This is a genomic window from Rhodococcus sp. DMU1 (assembly GCF_012272955.1).
GTDB lineage: Bacteria > Actinomycetota > Actinomycetes > Mycobacteriales > Mycobacteriaceae > Rhodococcus > Rhodococcus aetherivorans.
This window is the reverse complement of sequence record NZ_CP050952.1, coordinates 3243947-3263870: the sequence shown is the minus strand read 5'-3', so window position 1 is coordinate 3263870 and position 19924 is coordinate 3243947. Positions and strand designations below refer to the sequence as shown.

16 protein-coding genes are annotated in these 19924 nt (G+C 70.0%); 15 read left to right on the top strand and 1 reads right to left on the bottom strand.

Annotated elements, in window-relative coordinates:
- Nucleotides 1-2: 2 nt before the first annotated feature.
- The 15 genes from nuoD to HFP48_RS14965 all read left to right on the top strand — a co-directional run bounded on the left by nuoD (nt 3) and on the right by HFP48_RS14965 (nt 19036).
- Nucleotides 3-1307, top strand: a complete 1305-nt coding sequence (gene nuoD, locus HFP48_RS15040; protein WP_170914107.1) for an NADH dehydrogenase (quinone) subunit D — start codon at nt 3-5, stop codon at nt 1305-1307.
- On the top strand, nt 1304-2167 hold the full coding sequence (nuoE, locus tag HFP48_RS15035; protein WP_050035311.1) for an NADH-quinone oxidoreductase subunit NuoE: 864 nt from the start codon (nt 1304-1306) through the stop codon (nt 2165-2167). Before nuoD ends, nuoE begins: the two co-directional genes overlap by 4 nt.
- A 1-nt stretch (nt 2168) precedes the next feature.
- A complete protein-coding gene (gene nuoF / locus HFP48_RS15030) occupies nt 2169-3494 on the top strand; it encodes an NADH-quinone oxidoreductase subunit NuoF (RefSeq protein ID WP_006931004.1) in 1326 nt (441 codons plus the stop codon).
- Nucleotides 3491-5962, top strand: a complete 2472-nt coding sequence (locus tag HFP48_RS15025) for an NADH-quinone oxidoreductase subunit G (RefSeq protein ID WP_168579716.1) — start codon at nt 3491-3493, stop codon at nt 5960-5962. Before nuoF ends, HFP48_RS15025 begins: the two co-directional genes overlap by 4 nt.
- A 43-nt stretch (nt 5963-6005) precedes the next feature.
- The gene (nuoH, locus tag HFP48_RS15020; protein ID WP_168580582.1) at nt 6006-7361 is read left to right on the top strand and encodes an NADH-quinone oxidoreductase subunit NuoH; all 1356 of its coding nucleotides are present in this window, start codon (nt 6006-6008) and stop codon (nt 7359-7361) included.
- The gene (gene nuoI / locus HFP48_RS15015; RefSeq protein ID WP_029543953.1) at nt 7354-7947 is read left to right on the top strand and encodes an NADH-quinone oxidoreductase subunit NuoI; all 594 of its coding nucleotides are present in this window, start codon (nt 7354-7356) and stop codon (nt 7945-7947) included. The genes nuoH and nuoI overlap by 8 nt, the downstream gene beginning before the upstream one ends.
- Nucleotides 7948-7980: 33 nt before the next feature.
- Nucleotides 7981-8787 carry an NADH-quinone oxidoreductase subunit J gene (locus HFP48_RS15010; RefSeq protein WP_210432838.1) on the top strand — a complete coding sequence of 269 codons (807 nt, stop codon included), beginning with the start codon at nt 7981-7983 and terminating at the stop codon, nt 8785-8787.
- Complete coding sequence (nuoK, locus tag HFP48_RS15005; RefSeq protein ID WP_006930999.1) at nt 8784-9083, top strand: NADH-quinone oxidoreductase subunit NuoK; 300 nt, start codon at nt 8784-8786, stop codon at nt 9081-9083. Before HFP48_RS15010 ends, nuoK begins: the two co-directional genes overlap by 4 nt.
- A gap of 122 nt (nt 9084-9205) precedes the next feature.
- Nucleotides 9206-11191, top strand: coding sequence for an NADH-quinone oxidoreductase subunit L (gene nuoL / locus HFP48_RS15000; protein ID WP_168579714.1), 1986 nt, complete (start codon nt 9206-9208; stop codon nt 11189-11191).
- Nucleotides 11191-12825 (top strand): NADH-quinone oxidoreductase subunit M, encoded by a 1635-nt coding sequence (locus HFP48_RS14995; RefSeq protein WP_168579713.1) that lies wholly within the window; start codon nt 11191-11193, stop codon nt 12823-12825. The genes nuoL and HFP48_RS14995 overlap by 1 nt, the downstream gene beginning before the upstream one ends.
- On the top strand, nt 12822-14471 hold the full coding sequence (nuoN, locus tag HFP48_RS14990; RefSeq protein ID WP_168579712.1) for an NADH-quinone oxidoreductase subunit NuoN: 1650 nt from the start codon (nt 12822-12824) through the stop codon (nt 14469-14471). Before HFP48_RS14995 ends, nuoN begins: the two co-directional genes overlap by 4 nt.
- Before the next feature lie 482 nt (nt 14472-14953).
- A complete protein-coding gene (locus HFP48_RS14980) occupies nt 14954-16531 on the top strand; it encodes an alkaline phosphatase D family protein (protein ID WP_168579711.1) in 1578 nt (525 codons plus the stop codon).
- Nucleotides 16532-16808: 277 nt separating this feature from the next.
- Nucleotides 16809-17078: a helix-turn-helix transcriptional regulator gene (locus HFP48_RS14975; RefSeq protein WP_168579710.1), complete on the top strand. Its 270-nt coding sequence runs from the start codon at nt 16809-16811 to the stop codon at nt 17076-17078.
- Between the two features lie 154 nt (nt 17079-17232).
- A complete protein-coding gene (locus tag HFP48_RS14970; RefSeq protein WP_050035304.1) occupies nt 17233-17514 on the top strand; it encodes a hypothetical protein in 282 nt (93 codons plus the stop codon).
- Between the two features lie 325 nt (nt 17515-17839).
- Nucleotides 17840-19036 (top strand): adenylate/guanylate cyclase domain-containing protein, encoded by a 1197-nt coding sequence (locus HFP48_RS14965; protein WP_168580581.1) that lies wholly within the window; start codon nt 17840-17842, stop codon nt 19034-19036.
- A 424-nt stretch (nt 19037-19460) separates the two neighbouring features.
- On the opposite strand, the gene HFP48_RS14960 is transcribed toward HFP48_RS14965, so the two are convergent.
- Nucleotides 19461-19676: a hypothetical protein gene (locus HFP48_RS14960; protein ID WP_168579709.1), complete on the bottom strand. Its 216-nt coding sequence runs from the start codon at nt 19674-19676 to the stop codon at nt 19461-19463.
- Nucleotides 19677-19924 lie beyond the last annotated feature (248 nt).

Here is a 19924-nt window from a genome sequence, read left to right as displayed (position 1 = left end):
ACATCACCGAGGGGCCGGTCCACACCGTCGTCGGCGAGGACTGGGACAGCATCGTCGAGGCCGCCCGCGCCTCGGCCGCCGACCGCGGCGACGAACGCATCGTGGTCAACATGGGGCCCCAGCACCCGTCGACCCACGGCGTCCTGCGGCTCGTGCTCGAGATCGAGGGCGAGACCGTCACCGAGGCCCGCTGCGGAATCGGCTACCTGCACACCGGCATCGAGAAGAACCTCGAATACCGCACCTGGACCCAGGGCGTCACCTTCGTCACCCGGATGGACTACCTGTCGCCGTTCTTCAACGAGACCGCCTACTGCCTCGGCGTCGAGAAGCTGCTCGACATCACCGACGCGATCCCCGAACGGGCCACCGTGATCCGCGTGCTGCTCATGGAGCTCAACCGGATCTCCTCGCACCTCGTCGCCCTGGCCACCGGCGGCATGGAACTCGGCGCGATGACCGCGATGTTCCTCGGTTTCCGGGAGCGGGAACTGATCCTCGACGTGTTCGAGACGATCACCGGTCTGCGCATGAACCACGCCTACATCCGTCCGGGCGGGCTCGCGCAGGACCTGCCGGCCGGGGCGGTCGAGAAGATCCGCGACCTGCTCGACCTGCTGCCCCGGCGGCTGCGGGACATGGCGGACCTGCTCAATGAGAACCACATCTGGAAGGCCCGCACCCAGGGCATCGGCTACCTCGACCTGACCGGCTGCATGGCCCTCGGCATCACCGGCCCCGTCCTGCGCTCGACCGGCCTGCCGCACGACCTGCGCAAGTCGCAACCGTACTGCGGCTACGACACCTACGAGTTCGACGTGTGCACCGACACCGGATGCGACGCCTACGGCCGCTACCTGATCCGGATCGACGAGATGAAGCAGTCGATCAGGATCGTCGAGCAGTGTCTCGACCGGCTGCGACCCGGGCCGGTCATGGTGGAGGACAAGAAGATCGCGTGGCCGGCCGACCTGTCCCTCGGCGCGGACGGTCTCGGTAACTCCCCGGAGCACATCCGGAAGATCATGGGCAACTCGATGGAGGGCCTGATCCACCACTTCAAGCTCGTCACCGAGGGTTTCCGCGTCCCACCCGGCCAGGTGTACACCGCCGTCGAGTCCCCGCGCGGGGAACTGGGCGTGCACATGGTCAGCGACGGCGGCACCCGGCCGTACCGGGTGCACTTCCGGGACCCGTCCTTCACGAACCTGCAAGCGGTGTCCGCGATGTGCGAGGGCGGCATGGTCGCCGACGTCATCGCCGCGGTCGCCAGCATCGATCCCGTGATGGGGGGAGTGGACCGTTGACGCAGGAGCAGCGAGTAGCGATCGAGCCGGACCCGGCCCCCGGCCCGGTGTTCATCCAATTCGGCCCACGACCCGAGGAGCGGACCCGATTGGTGCGGCCGGGCGCCCGCGAGCGGTACCCGGCGGACGTGCGGGCCCGCCTCGAGACCGACGCCGCGGAGATCATCGGCCGCTACCCGCAGCCACGCTCCGCCCTGCTGCCGCTGCTGCACCTGGTGCAGTCCGAGGACGGGTACATCACCCCGGCCGGCGTCGAGTTCTGCGCCGACCGGCTCGGGCTCACCGGCGCCGAGGTCGGCGCGGTGGCCACGTTCTACTCCATGTACCGGCGCGAGCCCACCGGCGACTACCTCGTCGGCGTCTGCACCAACACCCTGTGCGCGATCATGGGCGGCGACGAGATCCTCGAAGCGCTCGAGGGACACCTCGGGCTGCGCACCGCAGCCGCCGGCACCGCGGAGGACGCCGCCGGCGACGCCACCGAGGCCGGCACCATCACCCTCGAGCACCTCGAATGCAACGCCGCCTGCGACTTCGCACCCGTCGTGATGGTCAACTGGGAGTTCTTCGACCACCAGACCCCGGACTCGGCCCGCGCGCTCGTCGACGACCTGCGCGCCGGCCGCCCCGTCACGCCCACCCGGGGCGCACCGCTGTGCACCTTCCGGCAGACCGCCCGCATCCTCGCCGGGTTCCCGGACGAGCGTCCCGGCGCCCTGGCGGCGGGCGGCAGCGCGGGTGCGGCATCGCTCGCGGGCCTGCGCATCGCCCGTGAGCGGGGCATGCGGGCCCCCGCGCCGGAGCCGGAACAGTCCTCCGACCCGGGCCCGGTCGCCGGACCCCGATCCGAAGGAGGCTGACGTGCCGTTGACCCCTGTCCTGAGCCGGTACTGGGACGAGCCCGAGTCCTGGACACTCGATACCTACCGCCGCCACGACGGATACGAGGGCCTGCGCAAGGCACTGCGCATGCCCCCGGACGAGGTGATCGCCACCGTCAAGGAGGCGGGCCTGCGCGGCCGCGGCGGCGCCGGCTTCGCCACCGGCGTGAAGTGGAGCTTCATCCCCCAGGGTGACGGCAAACCCCACTACCTGGTGGTCAACGCCGACGAATCCGAGCCGGGCACCTGCAAGGACATGCCCCTGCTGCTGGCCACACCGCACGCGCTCGTCGAAGGCGCCGTCATCGCGGCGTACGCCATCCGCGCCGCGCACGCCTTCGTCTACGTCCGCGGCGAGGTGGTGCCGGTGCTGCGCCGGCTGCAGGCCGCGGTCGCCGAGGCCTACGCCGCGGGCTTCCTCGGCCGCGACATCCTCGGCAGCGGCTACGACCTCGAACTCGTCGTGCACGCCGGCGCCGGGGCGTACATCTGCGGTGAGGAGACCGCGCTGCTGGATTCCCTCGAGGGCCGACGCGGCCAGCCCCGGCTGCGCCCGCCGTTCCCCGCCGTCGCGGGCCTGTACGCGCGCCCGACGGTCGTCAACAACGTCGAGTCGATCGCGAGCGTGCCGTCGATCCTCCACAACGGGATCGAGTGGTTCCGCTCCATGGGCACCGAGAAGTCACCGGGCTTCACGCTCTACTCCCTGTCCGGTCACGTGACGACACCCGGCCAGTACGAGGCGCCCCTGGGAATCACCCTGCGGGAACTGCTCGACTACGCGGGCGGCGTGCGGGCCGGGCACCGGCTGAAGTTCTGGACCCCCGGCGGCTCGTCGACGCCGCTCTTCACCGACGAGCACCTCGACGTCCCGCTCGACTACGAAGGCGTCGCCGGGGCCGGCTCCATGCTGGGCACCAAGGCACTGCAGATCTTCGACGAGACCACCTGCGTGGTGCGCGCGGTGCTGCGCTGGACCGAGTTCTACGCGCACGAGTCGTGCGGCAAGTGCACACCGTGCCGGGAGGGCACCTACTGGCTGGTGCAGATCCTGCGGCGGCTCGAGCGAGGCGACGGAACCGGAGCCGACCTGGACAAGCTGCTCGACCTCTCCGACAACATCCTCGGCAGGTCGTTCTGCGCACTCGGCGACGGCGCGACCAGCCCCATCACGTCGTCGATCAAATACTTCCGCGACGAGTACCTGGCGCACTTCGAGCACGGCGGCTGCCCGTTCGACCCGCACCTGTCCACCCTCATGGCGGGGGCCGGTGCGGGCCGACCGAACGACGGGGGTACGCGATGAGCGTCCACACCAACCACGACACCACCGGCCTGCCGACCCCGCCCGATCTGGTGACCGTCGTCGTCGACGGCGTCGAGATCAGCGTCCCGAAGGGCACCCTCGTCATCCGCGCCGCGGAACTGCTCGGCGTCCAGATTCCCCGATTCTGCGACCACCCGCTGCTCGAACCCGTCGGCGCGTGCCGCCAGTGCCTGGTCGACGTGGAGGGCCAGCGCAAGCCCGTCGCCTCGTGCACAACCCCGGTGACGGACGGCATGGTCGTGCACACGCAGCTGACGTCGCCTGTGGCCGACAAGGCGCAGAAGGGCGTGATGGAGCTGCTGTTGATCAACCATCCGCTGGACTGCCCGGTCTGCGACAAGGGCGGCGAATGTCCCCTGCAGAACCAGGCAATGTCGAACGGGCGTGCCGAGTCCCGCTTCACCGAGGTCAAACGCACGTTCCCCAAACCGATCTCGCTCTCCTCGCAGATCCTCCTGGACCGCGAGCGATGCGTGCTCTGCGCCCGGTGCACACGGTTCTCCCAGCAGATCGCCGGCGACCCCTTCATCGAACTGATGGAACGCGGCGCCCTGCAGCAGGTCGGCATCTACGAGAAGGAACCGTTCGAGTCCTACTTCTCCGGCAACACCGTGCAGATCTGCCCGGTCGGCGCGCTCACGGGGGCGGCCTACCGGTTCCGCGCCCGGCCGTTCGACCTGGTGTCGAGCCCGAGCGTGTGCGAACACTGTGCCAGCGGCTGCGCCCAGCGCACCGACCACCGGCGCGGCACGGTGCTGCGCCGGCTGGCCGGTGACGACCCGCAGGTCAACGAGGAATGGAACTGCGACAAGGGCCGGTGGGCCTTCACCTACGCCACCCAGCCCGACCGCCTCACCACCCCGTTGGTCCGGGGCGACGACGGCACGCTCGCACCCGCCTCGTGGCGCGACGCCCTGCGGGTCGCCGCCCGCGGCCTCACCGCCGCGCGCGGCCGTACCGGCGTGCTCGTCGGCGGCCGCGTCACCGTCGAGGACGCGTACGCGTACGGCAAGTTCGCGCGTATCGGCCTGGACACCAACGACATCGACTTCCGGTCGCGTCCGCATTCCGCGGAGGAGGCACAATTCCTGGCGGCCCGGGTCGCCGGCCGGTGGCCCGGCGCCGGCGCCGTGACCTACGACGACCTCGAGAACGCCCCCGCGGTGCTGCTCGCCGGATTCGAGCCCGAGGACGAGTCGCCCATCGTGTTCCTGCGGCTGCGCAAGGCGGTCCGCAGGCGGGGGCTGGCGGTGCGCGCGATCGCACCGTTCGCGAGCCGTGGCCTCGAGAAGCTGTCCGGCCGGCTCCTGCCGGCCGTCCCGGGCGCCGAACCGGACCTGCTCGACACCCTCCGCCTCGCCGGTCGGCCCGGACACCGGGACGAAGCGGAGACCGCCGAGCTCCTGCGCCGACCCGGTGCGGTCGTCCTGGTGGGGGAGCGGCTGGCCGCGGTGCCGGGGGCGTTGTCGGCCGTCGGCCGTCTCGCCGACGACACCGGCGCGCGGCTGGCGTGGATCCCGCGGCGGGCCGGTGAACGCGGTGCGCTGGAGGCCGGGACCCTGCCGGGACTTCTGCCCGGCGCCCGCCCGGTCACCGACGCCGACGCCCGACGCCAGGTCGCCGCCGTCTGGGGCGTGCCGGACCTGCCGCCGTCCGCCGGCCGGGACACGGCGCAGATCCTCGCCGACGCCGCGTCGGGCACGCTCGGAGCCCTGGTGATCGGCGGGGTCGACGTCGACGACCTGCCCGACCCGCACGCCGCTGTCGCCGCGGTCGACGCCGCCGGCTTCGTCGTCAGCCTGGAACTGCGGCGCAGCGCGATCACCGACCGGGCCGACGTCGTCTTCCCCGTCGCACCCGCGGTGGAGAAACCGGGAACCTTCCTCGATTGGGAGGGCCGGGCGCGCCCCTTCGCCGCCGCGTTGCGCAACACCGGCGCCCTGCCGGATCAGCGGGTCCTCGGCGCGATCGCCGACGAGATGGGCGTCCGCCTCGGCCTCGTCGACGCCGCGGCGGCTCTCGACGAGCTCGTGGCGCTGGGTTCCTGGGACGGCGCACCTGCCGGTCCGCCGGACGTCGCGCCGCGGGACCGCCCGCAGCCGGGCCCCGGTGAGGCGGTGCTCGCGGGATGGCGGATGCTCCTCGACCGCGGACGGATGCAGGACGGCGAACCGCATCTCGCCGGGACCGCCCGCCGGCCGGTGGCCCGGCTGTCCGCCGTCACCGCCGCCGAGATCGGCGCCGACGCCGGGGATCCGGTGACCGTCGCGACGGACCGGGGCTCGATCACGCTGCCCTTGGCGATCGCCGACATGCCCGACCGGGTCGTGTGGGTGCCGCTCAATTCGCCGGGATGCGCGGTGCATCGGCAACTGGCCGCGTCCGTGGGGGACACCGTCCGGATCAGCCGGGGCGACGCCCGGTCGCAGGAGGTGACCGATGAGTGACGCCGTTCTGTTCGGCGCCGCGGCGGTGCCGGTTCCCGGCGCCCTGTCGGCGCAGTCCGGGTACCCCGATCCGGCGTCGTTCGGTCAGGATCCGTGGTGGCTGGTCGTCGTCAAGGCGGTGGCCGTCTTCGCCTTCCTGGTGTTGACGGTGCTCGTCGCGATTCTTGCGGAGCGAAAGATCCTGGCGCGCATGCAGATGCGGGTCGGCCCGAACCGGGTGGGCCCGCGCGGGTTGCTGCAGAGCCTCGCCGACGGCGTCAAACTCGCCCTGAAGGAGGGCATCGTGCCCGCGGGCGTGGACAAACCCATCTACGTCCTCGCGCCGATCATCGCGACAGTGCCGGCGTTCATGGCGTTCGCCGTCATCCCGCTCGGGCCGGTGGTCTCCGTGTTCGGCCAGCGCACGCCGCTGCAGTTGACGGACCTGCCCGTGGCCGTGCTGTACATCCTCGCGGCCACCTCGATCGGCGTCTACGGCATCGTGCTCGCCGGCTGGGCGTCCGGGTCCACCTACCCGCTGCTGGGCGGTCTGCGCTCGACGGCGCAGGTGATCTCCTACGAGATCGCGATGGCCCTCTCGTTCGCGGCCGTCTTCCTGCTGTCGGGCACGCTGTCCACCTCCGGCATCGTCGCCGCCCAGGACGGCGTCTGGTACGTCTTCCTGCTCCTGCCCTCGTTCCTGATCTACGTCACGGCGATGGTCGGCGAGACCAACCGGGCACCGTTCGACCTGCCCGAAGCCGAGGGTGAACTCGTCGGCGGCTTCCACACGGAGTACTCGTCGCTGAAGTTCGCGATGTTCATGCTCGCCGAGTACGTCAACATGGTGACGGTCTCGGCGCTGGCCACCACCCTGTTCCTCGGCGGCTGGCGCGCGCCGTGGCCGCTGAACATGTGGGAGGGCGCGAACTCCGGCTGGGTGCCGCTGCTCTGGTTCGTCCTCAAGGTGTGGGGATTCCTGTTCCTGTTCGTATGGTTGCGCGGCACACTGCCCCGGCTGCGGTACGACCAGTTCATGAACCTGGGCTGGAAAGTGCTGATTCCGGTGGCGCTCGCCTGGATCATGGTCGTCGCCGTGATCCGCGTCCTGCGCACGGAGGGCCTGGACCGGTGGCAGATCGTCCTCGCCGCGGCGGGTGTCGTCGTCGCCCTGGCGGTGCCGTCGCTCATGTGGAACCGCATGCGCGCCGGCCGCCCCCGGCCCACCGGGACCCCCGGCGGGACGGCGGCCCCTCCGACTGCGGCGACCGCCGAGCCGTTCGACCCGATGGCCGGGGGCTTCCCCGTCCCGCCGCTGCCCGGCCAGACGCTGCCGCCGCGGCGGCGACGCACCCCCGTCGCCGCAGCCGGCGCCGGGCGCCGTTCCGATCCGAGCACCGAGGAGAACCGCGATGCCTGACTTCCTCGATCCCATCGCGGGATTCGGAGTGACCTTCAGGGCGATGTTCCACAAGGCCCAGACCGAGCGCTACCCCGAGCAGAAGGAACCGACCGCACCGCGCTACCACGGCCGACATCAGCTCAACCGCCATCCCGACGGACTGGAGAAGTGCATCGGGTGCGAACTGTGTGCCTGGGCGTGCCCCGCCGACGCCATCTACGTCGAGGGTGCGGACAACACCGACACCGAGCGATACTCGCCGGGGGAGCGCTACGGACGCGTCTACCAGATCAACTACCTGCGGTGCATCGGGTGCGGGCTGTGCATCGAGGCCTGCCCGACGCGGGCGTTGACCATGACCAACGAGTACGAGATGGCCGACGACAACCGGACCGACCTGATCTACGACAAGACCAGGCTGCTCGCGCCGCTCGCGCCCGGCATGGCCGCCCCGCCCCACGACATGTACCCGGGCACGACGGACGAGGACTACTACCTCGGCACGGTGACCGAGGCCGCGCCCGGCACCACGTCGGCCGCCGACGGAACCGTCGAAGCCGACCGGGAACCGACGCAGCCGCGAGGCGGCCGCGATGTGGCGTGACCGGCGGAGAGGGGAGTGGTCTCGATGGACCCGATGACTCCGGCGCTGCTGGCGGCCGAGGCCTTCACCCGCACGTCCACCGGTGAGGCCGTGCTGTTCTGGATCCTCGGAACACTCGCGGTGATCGGCGCACTGGGCGTCGTCACCGCGACCAAGGCCGTGTACTCGGCGATGTTCCTCGCCGTCACCATGATCATCCTCGCGGTGTTCTACATCGCCCAGGACGCGTTGTTCCTCGGCGTCGTGCAGATCGTGGTGTACACGGGGGCGGTCATGATGCTGTTCCTGTTCGTGGTCATGCTCGTCGGCGTCGATTCCTCCGACGCGCTCGTCGAGACCCTGCGCGGCCAGCGGGTCGCCGCGATCGCGGCCGGCCTCGGATTCGGGCTGCTGCTCGTCGGCGGTCTCGGCAACGCCGCCGTCGGGGGGTTCGCCGGCCTCGACGACGCGAACGCCGCAGGCAACATCGCCGGCCTGGCCGAGCTGATCTTCGTACGGTACGTCTGGGCGTTCGAACTCACCGGAGCCCTGCTGATCACCGCCACGATCGGCGCCATGGTCCTCGCCCATCGGGAACGCTTCGGGCTGCGCAAGACCCAGCAGGAACTGTCGCAGGAACGCTTCCGCGCCGGCGGCCGCGCCACCCCGCTGCCGAGTCCCGGGGTCTACGCCCGCCACAACGCGGTCGACGTGCCGGCCCGGCTGCCCGACGGATCGTACTCGGACCTGTCGGTCAGCGAGGTGCTCCGGCGGCGGGCGATGTCCGCCGACGGAGCAGCCGGCCCACGCGCGGGCGACGCACCCCGACGCGGCTCGTCCGGTGAGGAGGGATCGCGGTGAACCCCGAGAACTACCTGTACCTGTCCGCCCTGTTGTTCACCATCGGTGCGGCCGGTGTCCTGCTGCGCCGCAACGCGATCGTCGTGTTCATGTGCATCGAGCTCATGCTCAACGCCGCGAACCTGGCGTTCGTCACGTTCGCCCGCATGCACGGCAACCTCGACGGTCAGGTCATCGCGTTCTTCACCATGGTCGTCGCCGCCGCCGAGGTCGTCGTCGGCCTGGCGATCATCATGACCATCTTCCGCGCCCGGCGTTCGGTGTCCGTCGACGACGCCAACCTCCTGAAGTACTGACGACCCCGGACAGCCCGTCCGCACACGCACGAGGAGGAGTCTGTGCCCGAGACGACCGCGCCCGAGACGACCGTGCCCGAGACGACGGCCCGCGCCGGCGGCGCCCCGACGGGCGGACCGGCATGAACGGCGGAATCTCGTCCACCGTCTGGCTGCTGCCTGCGCTGCCGCTGCTCGGCGCGGCTGTGCTGCTGCTGGCCGGCCGGCGCAGCGACACGTGGGGACACCTGCTCGGATGCGCGACGGCACTCGCCTCGTTCGCGCTCGGGGTCGCCCTCTTCGTCGACATGCTCGGCCGCGACGCCGCCGACCGTGCCGTGAACCAGAGCCTCTTCGAATGGATACCGGTCGCGGGCCTGCAGATCGACTTCGGGCTCCAGCTCGACCAGCTGTCGATGTGCTTCGTGCTGCTGATCACCGGCGTCGGCTCACTCATCCACATCTACTCGATCGGGTACATGGCACACGGCCCCGACCCCTCCGGTCGCTCCGCTGGCTCCGCTCCGGATGTGTCGGGTCGCTCCGCCGGCTCCGCTCCGGATGCGTCGGGTCGCTCCGCCGCTCCCGGGCGCCGATTGTTCTTCGCCTACCTCAACCTCTTCCTTGCGGCGATGCTGCTGCTCGTCCTCGCCGACAACTACTTCGGCCTGTACGTGGGCTGGGAGGGTGTCGGGCTCGCCTCGTACCTGCTCATCGGGTTCTGGCAGTACAAGCCGTCCGCCGCAACCGCCGCGAAGAAGGCGTTCGTCGTCAACCGCGTCGGCGACATGGGCCTGGCCGTCGCCATGATGATCATGTTCGCGACGTTCGGTTCCGTCACCTTCGACGACGTCTTCGGCGGGGCCGAGGGTGCGAGCGACGGCGTGCTCACCGCACTCGGCCTCGTGCTGCTGCTCGCCGCCTGCGGCAAGTCCGCGCAGGTGCCGCTGCAGTCCTGGCTCGGTGACGCGATGGAAGGCCCGACACCGGTGTCGGCGCTGATCCACGCCGCCACCATGGTCACCGCGGGCGTCTACCTGATCGTCCGGTCCGATGCGATCTTCGACCTCGCCCCCACCGCGCAACTCGCCGTCGTGCTCGTGGGCGCGGTGACCCTGCTGTTCGGGGCCGTCATCGGCTGCGCCAAGGACGACATCAAGAAGGCGCTCGCCGCGTCGACGATGAGCCAGATCGGCTACATGGTCCTCGCCGCCGGCCTCGGTCCCGCCGGGTACGCCTTCGCGATCATGCACCTGCTCACCCACGGCTTCTTCAAGGCCGGACTGTTCCTCGGTGCCGGATCGGTGATGCACGGGATGAACGACGAGGTGAACATGCGCCGCTACGGCGGCCTGCGCACCGTCATGCCCGTCACGTTCGTCACCTTCGGCCTCGGCTACCTCGCGATCATCGGCATCCCGCCGTTCGCCGGCTTCTTCTCCAAGGACAAGATCATCGAGGCCGCTTTCGGAGCGGGCGGCGCCGAAGGCGTCGTCCTCGGGACGGCCGCCCTGCTCGGTGCCGGCATCACCGCGTTCTACATGACGCGGGTGATGCTGATGACCTTCTTCGGCCGGCGTCGCTGGGCCGCCGACGTCCATCCCCACGAGGCGCCGGCTGTGATGACGGTGCCCATGATCGTGCTGGCCGTGGGTTCGGTCGGCGCCGGTGCTGCGCTCAGCCTGGGGGGAGCGCTGCAGAACTGGCTCGAGCCGGTGGTGGGGACGTACGAGGCCGAACACCTGCTGCCGGTGTGGGTGACCACCACCCTCACCCTCGCCGTCGTGCTCGCCGGTGCCGCGGTGGCCTACCGGCAGTACGCTCGGCGCGACATTCCCGAGGTCGCCCCCGCCGAGGTGTCGGTGTTCACCGTCGCCGCCCGCAGGGATCTCTACGGTGACGCGGTCAACGAGGCGGTGTTCATGCGGCCCGGACGGTCCCTGACCTCGACCCTGGTGACCGTCGACGACAAGGGCGTCGACGGCGCGGTCGACGGGATCTCCGCCACGGTCGGCGCCCTGTCCGCCCGGATGCGGCACCTGCAGACCGGTTTCGTGCGGTCCTACGGCTTGTCCATGTTGGTAGGCGCGGCCGTCGTGGTCGCGGCGATGGTGCTGGGGAGGCTGTAGTGGACGACGTTCCCTGGTTGACGACCCTGTGGGTGGTGCCGCTCGTCGGTGCCGTCGTCGTGCTCGCGCTTCCCTCCCGCATGCGAAGCCTCGCCAAGACGACGGCGCTGGCGGTCGCGGCCGTGGTGCTCGTACTGGCCTGCGCACTGGCGGTCGGATTCGATCCGGCAGGTGAGCAGTACCAGTTCGTCGAATCCCACGAGTGGATTCCGGCCCTGGGCACCCGATACACGCTGGGCGTCGACGGTATCGCGCTCGTGCTGGTGCTGCTGACCGCGGTGCTGCTTCCGCTGCTGATGCTGGCGGGCTGGAACGACGCGACCCAGGCCGAGTCCGCCGCGACCGCCCGGGGATCCGCGCCGCGGCGCACCACGCAGCTGTACATGGCGCTGATGCTGACGGTCGAGGCGATGGTGATGGTGTCGTTCACCGCCCTCGACGTGCTGCTGTTCTACATCTTCTTCGAAGCGATGCTCATTCCGATGTACTTCCTCATCGGAGGATTCGGGGATCGTCTCGGGGATCGCACGCAGCGCTCCCGCGCGGCGGTGAAGTTCCTGCTCTACAACCTGTTCGGCGGACTGATCATGCTGGCCGCGGTCATCGGGCTGTACGTGGTCACCGCCCGGCAGGGCGCCGGCACCTTCGACTTCCGAGACATCGTCGCCGCCGTGACCGGCGGCGGTCTCGGCGCCGACGCCGTGGTGCTCCACGCGCTGTTCCTCGGCTTCATGTTCGCCTTCGCCGTGAAGGCACCGTTGTGGCCGTTCCACACCTGGCTCCCCGGCGCCGCGGTGCAGGCCACCCCGGCCGGGGCGGTGCTGATGATGGCCGTGGTCGACAAGGTCGGCACGTTCGGCATGCTGCGCTACTGCCTGCAACTGTTTCCCGAGTCGTCGGTGTACTTCGCGCCGGTGATCGTCACGCTCGCGGTGATCGGCATCGTCTACGGCGCGGCGGTCGCCATCGGCCAGACGGACGTGATGCGCCTGATCGCCTACACCTCCATCTCGCACTTCGGGTTCATCATCCTCGGCATCTTCGCGATGACCAGCCAGGGGCAGGCCGGTTCGACGCTGTACATGGTCAACCACGGCATCTCCACCGCGGCGCTGTTCCTGATCGCCGGGTTCCTCGTCTCCCGGCGGGGATCCCGCGCGATCGCCGCCTACGGTGGCGTCCGCAAGGTCGCCCCCGTCCTGGCCGGCACGTTCCTCGTCGCGGGACTGGCGACCCTGTCCCTTCCCGGTCTGGCGCCGTTCGTCAGCGAATTCCTGGTGCTGATCGGCACGTATCCGCGCTACCAGGTTGCTGCCGTGTTCGCAGTGCTCGCACTCGTCCTCTCGGCAATCTACGTGCTGTGGCTGTACCAGCGCATGATGACCGGACCGGTCACCGACGGCAACGAGCACGTGTCCGATCTGGTGCCCCGCGAACTCGCCGTCGTGGTGCCGCTCATCGCGTTGCTCCTCGTCCTGGGCGTGTATCCGAAACCCGCGCTCGACGTGATCACCCCGGCGGTGAGCCGGGTCCTGGTCACGGTCGACCAGCCCGATCCGGCGCCGCCCGCGCCGGCCGAGCCCGTCGCGGGCGGCGGGACTGGGCCCGACACTCACGGAGGGACGCACAGGTGACTCTCTCGGACGGCACCACCGTTCTCGCTCAGGCTATTCCGGCCCCCGACCTCGAATACGCCCCGCTCTCTCCCATGCTGATCGTGTTCGGGGTGGCCGTCGCCGCAGTGCTCGTCGAGGCGTTCGTTCCCCGCCGCGGCCGGTACGCGAGCCAGCTGCTGCTCGCGCTCGGCGGTCTCGTGGCCGCGTTCGTGGCCGTCGTCGTGCTCGCCGCGGGGCTGGACTTCTCCGCCGAGGCCGCGCCCGGGTACACCGCCGCGGTGGACGCGGTGGCGGTCGACGGGCCCACTCTGTTCCTGCAGGGCACCATCCTGCTCGTCTCGATCCTCGCGGTGCTGCTCGTCGCCGAACGCGGAATCGAGCCGGGCGCCCGCGGCGCCACTGCGGGGGGACCGGGCGCGGCGGCGGCGACGGGCGCCGGCGGTGCCGACGCATTCGCCCCGCAGGCGTCCGCGGTGCCGGGCAGCCTCGCCGAGCGCGAGGCCGCCGCGGTGGGGATGTCGCAGACCGAGGTCTTCCCGTTGGTGCTGTTCGCGGTCGGCGGGATGCTGCTGTTCCCGGCCTCGAACGACCTGCTCACGATGTTCATCGCGCTCGAGGTCCTGTCGCTGCCCCTGTACCTGCTGTGCGGCCTGGCCCGGCGGCAGCGCCTGCTCTCGCAGGAATCGGCACTGAAGTACTTCCTGCTCGGCGCGTTCTCCTCGGCCTTCTTCCTCTTCGGCGTGGCGCTGCTGTACGGCTACGCGGGCACGGTCCGGTTGGCGGGCATCGCCGACGCCGTCGCGGGCCGCGCGGACGGGGACACACTGGCATTGATCGGCGCGGCGATGCTCGCGGTGGGCCTGCTGTTCAAGATCGGGGCGGTGCCGTTCCACTCGTGGATCCCCGACGTCTATCAGGGGGCGCCCACACCGATCACCGCCTTCATGGCGGCGGCCACCAAGGTCGCGGCGTTCGGCGCGATGCTGCGGGTGTTCTACGTGGCGCTGCCCGGGCTGCGCGACGACTGGCGTCCCCTGCTGTGGGGCGTCGCGATCCTGACGATGGTGGCGGGATCGGTGCTGGCCGTGACGCAGAACGACGTGAAGCGGATGCTGGCCTACTCGTCGGTCGCCCACGCCGGCTTCATCCTCACCGGCCTGATCGCCGCCGACCGGGCGGGGCTGGCGTCGACGATGTTCTACCTGTTCGCCTACGGATTCAGCACCCTCGGCGCGTTCGCCGTCGTGACCCTGGTCCGCGACGATCTCGGGGAGGCGACCCACATGTCCCGCTGGGCGGGGCTCGGCCGGCGCTCACCCCTCGTCGGCGCGGTCTTCGCCCTGTTCCTCCTCGCGTTCGCCGGCATCCCGCTCACGAGCGGGTTCGTCAGCAAGTTCGCCGTGTTCGGGGCGGCGGCGGGCAGCGGAGCCGTTCCGCTCGTGATCGTCGGCGTGGTCAGCAGCGCGATCGCGGCGTACTTCTACGTGCGCGTCATCGTGCTGATGTTCTTCGACGAGCCGGACCGCGACGCCCCGACGGTCGTGGTGCCCAGTGTGCTGACAACCGTCGCGGTCGCCGCCGGGGCGGTGATGACGGTGGTGCTCGGCGTCTTCCCGCAGCCGCTGCTCGATCTCGCGGATCGGGTCGCGGTGTTCCTCGGCTGACCGCCGCGTCACCCGGCGGTCGCGGCGCGGCGGCGTCCGGTTCCCGCCGACCGCGTCGATCAGGCCGTAGTCACGGGCCTGCTCGGCGGTCAGGATCCGGTGTGCGCGCATGTTCTCGGCGATCTCTTCCACGGGGCGCCGGCAGACGTCCACGAGGTGTTGCTGCAGTGCCCGCAACTGCTGCCGGTCGGCCTCGACGTCGTGCGGCCACAGCTGCACCGGGTCGTCGCCGGAGGTGTCGAGCAGCGCGAGCGTGGTCGAGACGACCCGTCAGCCGGACGATCCGTCGGTCGCACAGCCGCTCGGCCAGCCAATCGGGGCCGGGGGCGACGAGCGACGTGTACTGCGCCGGTGCGGGGGCAGGCGGGTGAGGTTCGGGCTGCCAGGGCGGCACCGGCGGCCGAAGCGGGCCTGGAGCAGTCTCGATAGTGATGCACCCCGTCGTCCGGCTCGCTGACCGCAGCCGGGATATACCGTGGTGTATGTCCCTCTCCCGTCGGCAGGTGTTGCGAGTCGGTATGGCCGGAGCGGCTGCGGTGCTGGTGGGTACGTCGGGGGTGAGCAGCGCGCGCTTGCCGGCGCCGCGGTGGCGAGGAGATGACCCGTTCGTACTCGGTGTGGCATCGGGAGATCCGACACCGGACGGTGTCGTCCTGTGGACCCGTCTGGCACCGGACCCGCTTGCCCCCGGCGGGCGCGGCGGCATGGGGTGGGATCCGGTGACCGTCGAATACGAAGTCGCGCACGATGAGAGCTTCCGGCAGGTGGTGACGCGCGGTACGGCTGTCGCGACGCGCGAACTCGCCCACAGCGTGCACCCGGAGATCCACGGCTTGGAGCCCTCTCGCTGGTACTTCTACCGGTTTCGTGCCGGCTCGGCGATCTCTCCGGTGGGCCGGACCCGCACGGCCCCTGCTCCGGGACAATCCACCTCGCGGATGCGGTTTGCGTTCGCCTCCTGTCAATCGTGGAGTTCGGGGTTCTACACCGCATACGAGCACATGAGCGATGAGGACCTCGATTTGGTCGTCCATCTGGGCGACTACATCTACGAACGCGGGTGGAGGCGCGGCCGTGAGGGAATGTCGATGGGAGTGGACCGTGACGAAGCCGTCGATCTGCCCGACTACCGGTTGCGCTACGCACAGTACAAAGCGGAGCAGCCGCTGCGGGACGCGCATGCAGCTTTTCCCTGGATTGTGACCATGGACGATCACGAGGTCGACAACAACTGGGCCGCCGATGCGCCGGGACTGGGCATCGACATCTATCGCATCTCCGCGCTGTTCCGTCGGCGCCGAGCTGCTGCCTTCCAGGCGCTGTACGAGCATCAGCCGCTGCGACTCGCGCAGCGGCCCTCCGGGCCGGGGATGCGCCTGCACCGTCGCTATCGCTTCGGTGATCTCGCGCAGATCACCATGCTCGATACACGGCAATATCGGGACCGGCAGGCCTGCGGGGAGGACGTCACCGCGAACTGCGCCGACCGGCTCGACACCGACCGCACGATATTGGGTGCACCGCAACGGGACTGGCTGATCGATGGATTCATCGACTCGGCGGTCCGTTGGCAGATCATCGGCAATCAGGTGGCGATGGGCCAGACCGACAACGATCCCGGGCCGGAGACGGTCGTGTCGTCCGATTCCTGGGACGGGTACGTCGCCGATCGCAACACCGTCCTCGGCGCTGCGGCGGATCGCGGCGTCCGCAATCTGGTGGTGATCACCGGGGACCGCCACCAGAACATCGTCGCCGACTTGCGCCGGGACTACGCCGATCCGGAATCACCGGTCGTTGCGGCGGAATTCTCGGGAACGTCGATTACCTCAGCTGGCGACGGCGCCGACATGAACGACACCGGGCGCCGCCTGCTGGCCGCCAATCCCGACATGAAGTTCTTCAACGCGCAGCGTGGATACGTGCGCGTCGCCCTGGATCATCAGGTGTGGCGAAACGACTTCCGCGTCCTTCCCTATGTCCGGCGCCCGGGCGCGCCCATCCACACCCGTGCCAGCTTTGTTGTCGAGGATCAGAAGCCCAGTGTCACCGAGGCCTGACGGGGTTCAGCACTGATCCTCGGCCGGTCGGCGGCGGGTCCGTTTCGTCGCCCGCACTTCTGTCGCCTGCACGTTCGGTGACGTAGGTTCGAGTCATGGCCGGGTCATCTGTCCCGACGACCGCGGAATCGACCTCAGCGACCGGTTGCCGGTGCCCGCGGTGCGGCCCCGCAGTGGACGCCACCCGTGAGGTCATGATGCTCACGGCTGGTTCTCGACGCGACAGCGGGGTGGTGGGATTCTGGGGCGTGCGGTGCGGATGGGCGGGGCGGCCCGCGTGAGTTCACCGTCGCGCTCCCTCCTCGAGTTCCTCGGCGAGGAATTTCGAGTGGAGCGACTCCGCAGGCACCTGACTCACGGCGCTCTCGCCAAGGCGAGCGGCGTCAGCTACCACACGATCCTGCGCCTGGAACGAGGCGAAGGAATCACCGACGTGGTGGATCTCGTCTATATCGGCCTGGTGTTGGAGGTGCAGGCAACGGATCTGTTGAGGCGCGCTCTCGCGGAGGCGCGCCTGGCGGGGTACTTCACTGCCGAAGCGGAGTAGACCCCTCGCGGAAGCGGTCCCCCTCGAGCAGCTACGGACGATGTGCACCGACGCCGACGGCGATGCCCAGTTTCGAGGCGTGACTACAGGGACTTGTGGGGCGGATAATTGCGGCAGGTGAAATCGGTGCTGAGCCGAGTCGAGGGCGGTCGGCATGGATTGGCAACAACGCTGGGCGGTCGAGGGTGTGCAGACAGGAATTCTCATCGTGCGATCCCTGGTCGCAGAGGCGCTCGACGAGGTCCCCGCCGGAGTCGCACTGCGCCATGTTGCGTTGCCCGAGGACCTTCGGTGCCGCTACGAGCAGGCCCGCCTGTTGCTCGCCCGGGCGGTGACCGAGGCCCGGGCGATCGGTGTGGTCGTTCCCCCCGCCGCCGAACTCGACCCGGACAGGCTTTTTCGGGGGTTGCGGCCGTGTGAGTCGGGGAGGAATTAGAGCACCGGCCGTCGGCCGGAGCCGGTAGCGCGAGGGATCGCATCCTCGGCGGTGCGGTGCCCCGGATTCTCGGTGCGCTCGCCCACGGCGTTCAGGCACGGCTCGTCGACGTCGAGGCGATCGCCCCGATCGACCGACCGGGTTCTGTGTGCTGCATGAGGCACCGGTACCGAGTGCTGATCCTGAAGGGCATCCGGGTCACCCCGAGGTACCGAGTGACGTTTGCGGCAGCAGTGGCCATGTCCGACGCCGGTCGTTTCGACGTCGTCGTCATGGACGCGAGACTCCTGGGACAGGAGGCGGCGCGAGCCGGGACAATCCAGAAGTGCTCCTTTCGTTGGCGAGGCGTCTGCTGTCCGCGCCGTCCCGGCTGTGCCGCCGCCGACGTCGCGTTCGTGAGTTCGCGGCGGCCGGCTTGCTGGACGGGCTGGGAGGAGTATCCAGAGCACGCCGCATCCGCGTCCTGCTGCACCTCGCCGACCATGGCGCAAACGTGGCAGCGCTGACCGAGGCCACCCGGCGAGGCCAGCTGGGATATCTGCTGTTCGACGATGCGTTGACTCCCCGCGGGGTCACCTACACGATCGAACAGATCTCGGGGCGGACCGGCCTCTCCAGGTCGGATGTGGAGCGGTGGTTTCGCTCGATGGGCCGTGGGGTGTCGACCGCGGGGCCGGCGGACTACAGCGAGGACGACCTGCGTCTGGCCCGGCTGTTGGCCGAGTACCGCGCTCTGGGCGGCGCGGACGCCGACCTGTTCGCGTTCGCCCGGATTGTGGGCAGAAATACCGCGACCCTCGCCGGCGCGACCGTGTCCTTGATACAGCGGCAGCTCGATGCCGACGCCGATCACCCCGAGATGGCACTGCGCTATGCCCGCGAGCTGCGACGGTTCGCGGAGTTTCAATCCCGCTTGCTCGGTCGCGCCGTCACGACGCGCCTTCGGCAGTATCTGCGTCAGCAGATCCACGCCGACACGGTCGATCACCGTGATCCCGGGGCACACGAGGTCGCGGTGTGCTTCGCCGATCTGGTCGGGTTCACCGGTCTCGGGGAGCAACTGTCGCCATCGGAGCTCGGTGAGTTGGCCGATCGACTCGATGCTCTGACCACGGATGTGGTGGCCCCGCCGGTGCGGTTCGTGAAGACCGTCGGGGACGCGGTGCTGCTGCTGTCCCCGGACCCGACGAGTCTGGCCACGGTGGTGCTGGAGCTCCTTGCTGCCGCGCACCGGCAGGGTCTTCCACCGCTGCATGCCGGGATCGCATGGGGCACTGCCGTGCGCAGTGCCGGTGATTGGATCGGTCGACCGCTCAACCGGGCGAGCCGCATCGCTTCGATCGCCAAACCACTCGAGGTGCTCGTCGACGTCGCGGCGATGCGTCGGCTGGACAGCGCGGCAGTGGCCGCGGAGCCGGCCGGCAGGTACACGTTGAAAGGCTTCGCCGGCGAGCACGAGCTTTATCGGGTCCATACGGTCCGAAGGTCACCGAGCGAGACGGGACTCGAGCACTCCCCGTAGCGGCTCCTCCCGATAGAGGATCGGGTGGTGAGTTGCGCCCGCGGTTGGAGCATTCCCGCAGCCGCCCGCGAAGTCGGAGTCCCCCGGTCATCCGGCAACAATTGGGCCGCGGCTGCAGCAGGTCTGCTGCCGGCACTTCCGCTGCCACGGCGAGGTAGACGAGATCCACCATGTTCACCCGCCGGATGTAATTGAGCCGCAGGGTTTTCGCTGTGGGTGGACCGCGCCGGTGAGGGGAGCGGGGTGGACAAGTCGGCTCGGACGAAATCGTCGTGTAGTTCCTCGACAATCCACCGATTCCAGGCGACCGGTGCGCCGGCTCTGCATCCGTGGTGGACGGAGTCTGCGGCTTCCCTGCGCGCACCACCACCCGGAACCGGCGCTGCGCCAGATGCGCGTCGACTGTGGGGCTGTCCGAATCGGGTCAGGCGGACTCGCGGAGGTGTTCGAGCGCGTCGACGGCGGTGATGCCGCCGGCCGGGCGTGCGGCGTGCTCGACGGCCTGCGCTGGAAGCGAGAACGCGGCGCGGCCGCGCACGTGGGGCAGGACCAGGGTGCCGGCCGGATACGTGTCGACGAGGTCGTGGGCGCTGTCGGTGCCCAGGCGGCCGAAGTACAGCCCTTCCGGCAGGACCACCATGGTGGCTGCGTAGCGATCCCCGCCCACGTGGAGGACGACGGATGAGCAGGGCCAGGATGTGGCCGTGCGCTGCGTCCACGGCATCGGTGACCGCATCGGGCAGAATGCCGGAATTCGGATTCGGCCACTGCGGCGGTTTGCCTCGAACAACGCACCGTGACGGAGAGCGTCAGGAACGCTTCATCCTCTCGCACACCCGATCGTCGGCCGAACACCCCGCGCGGCAGATTCTGACCAACGCATCGACC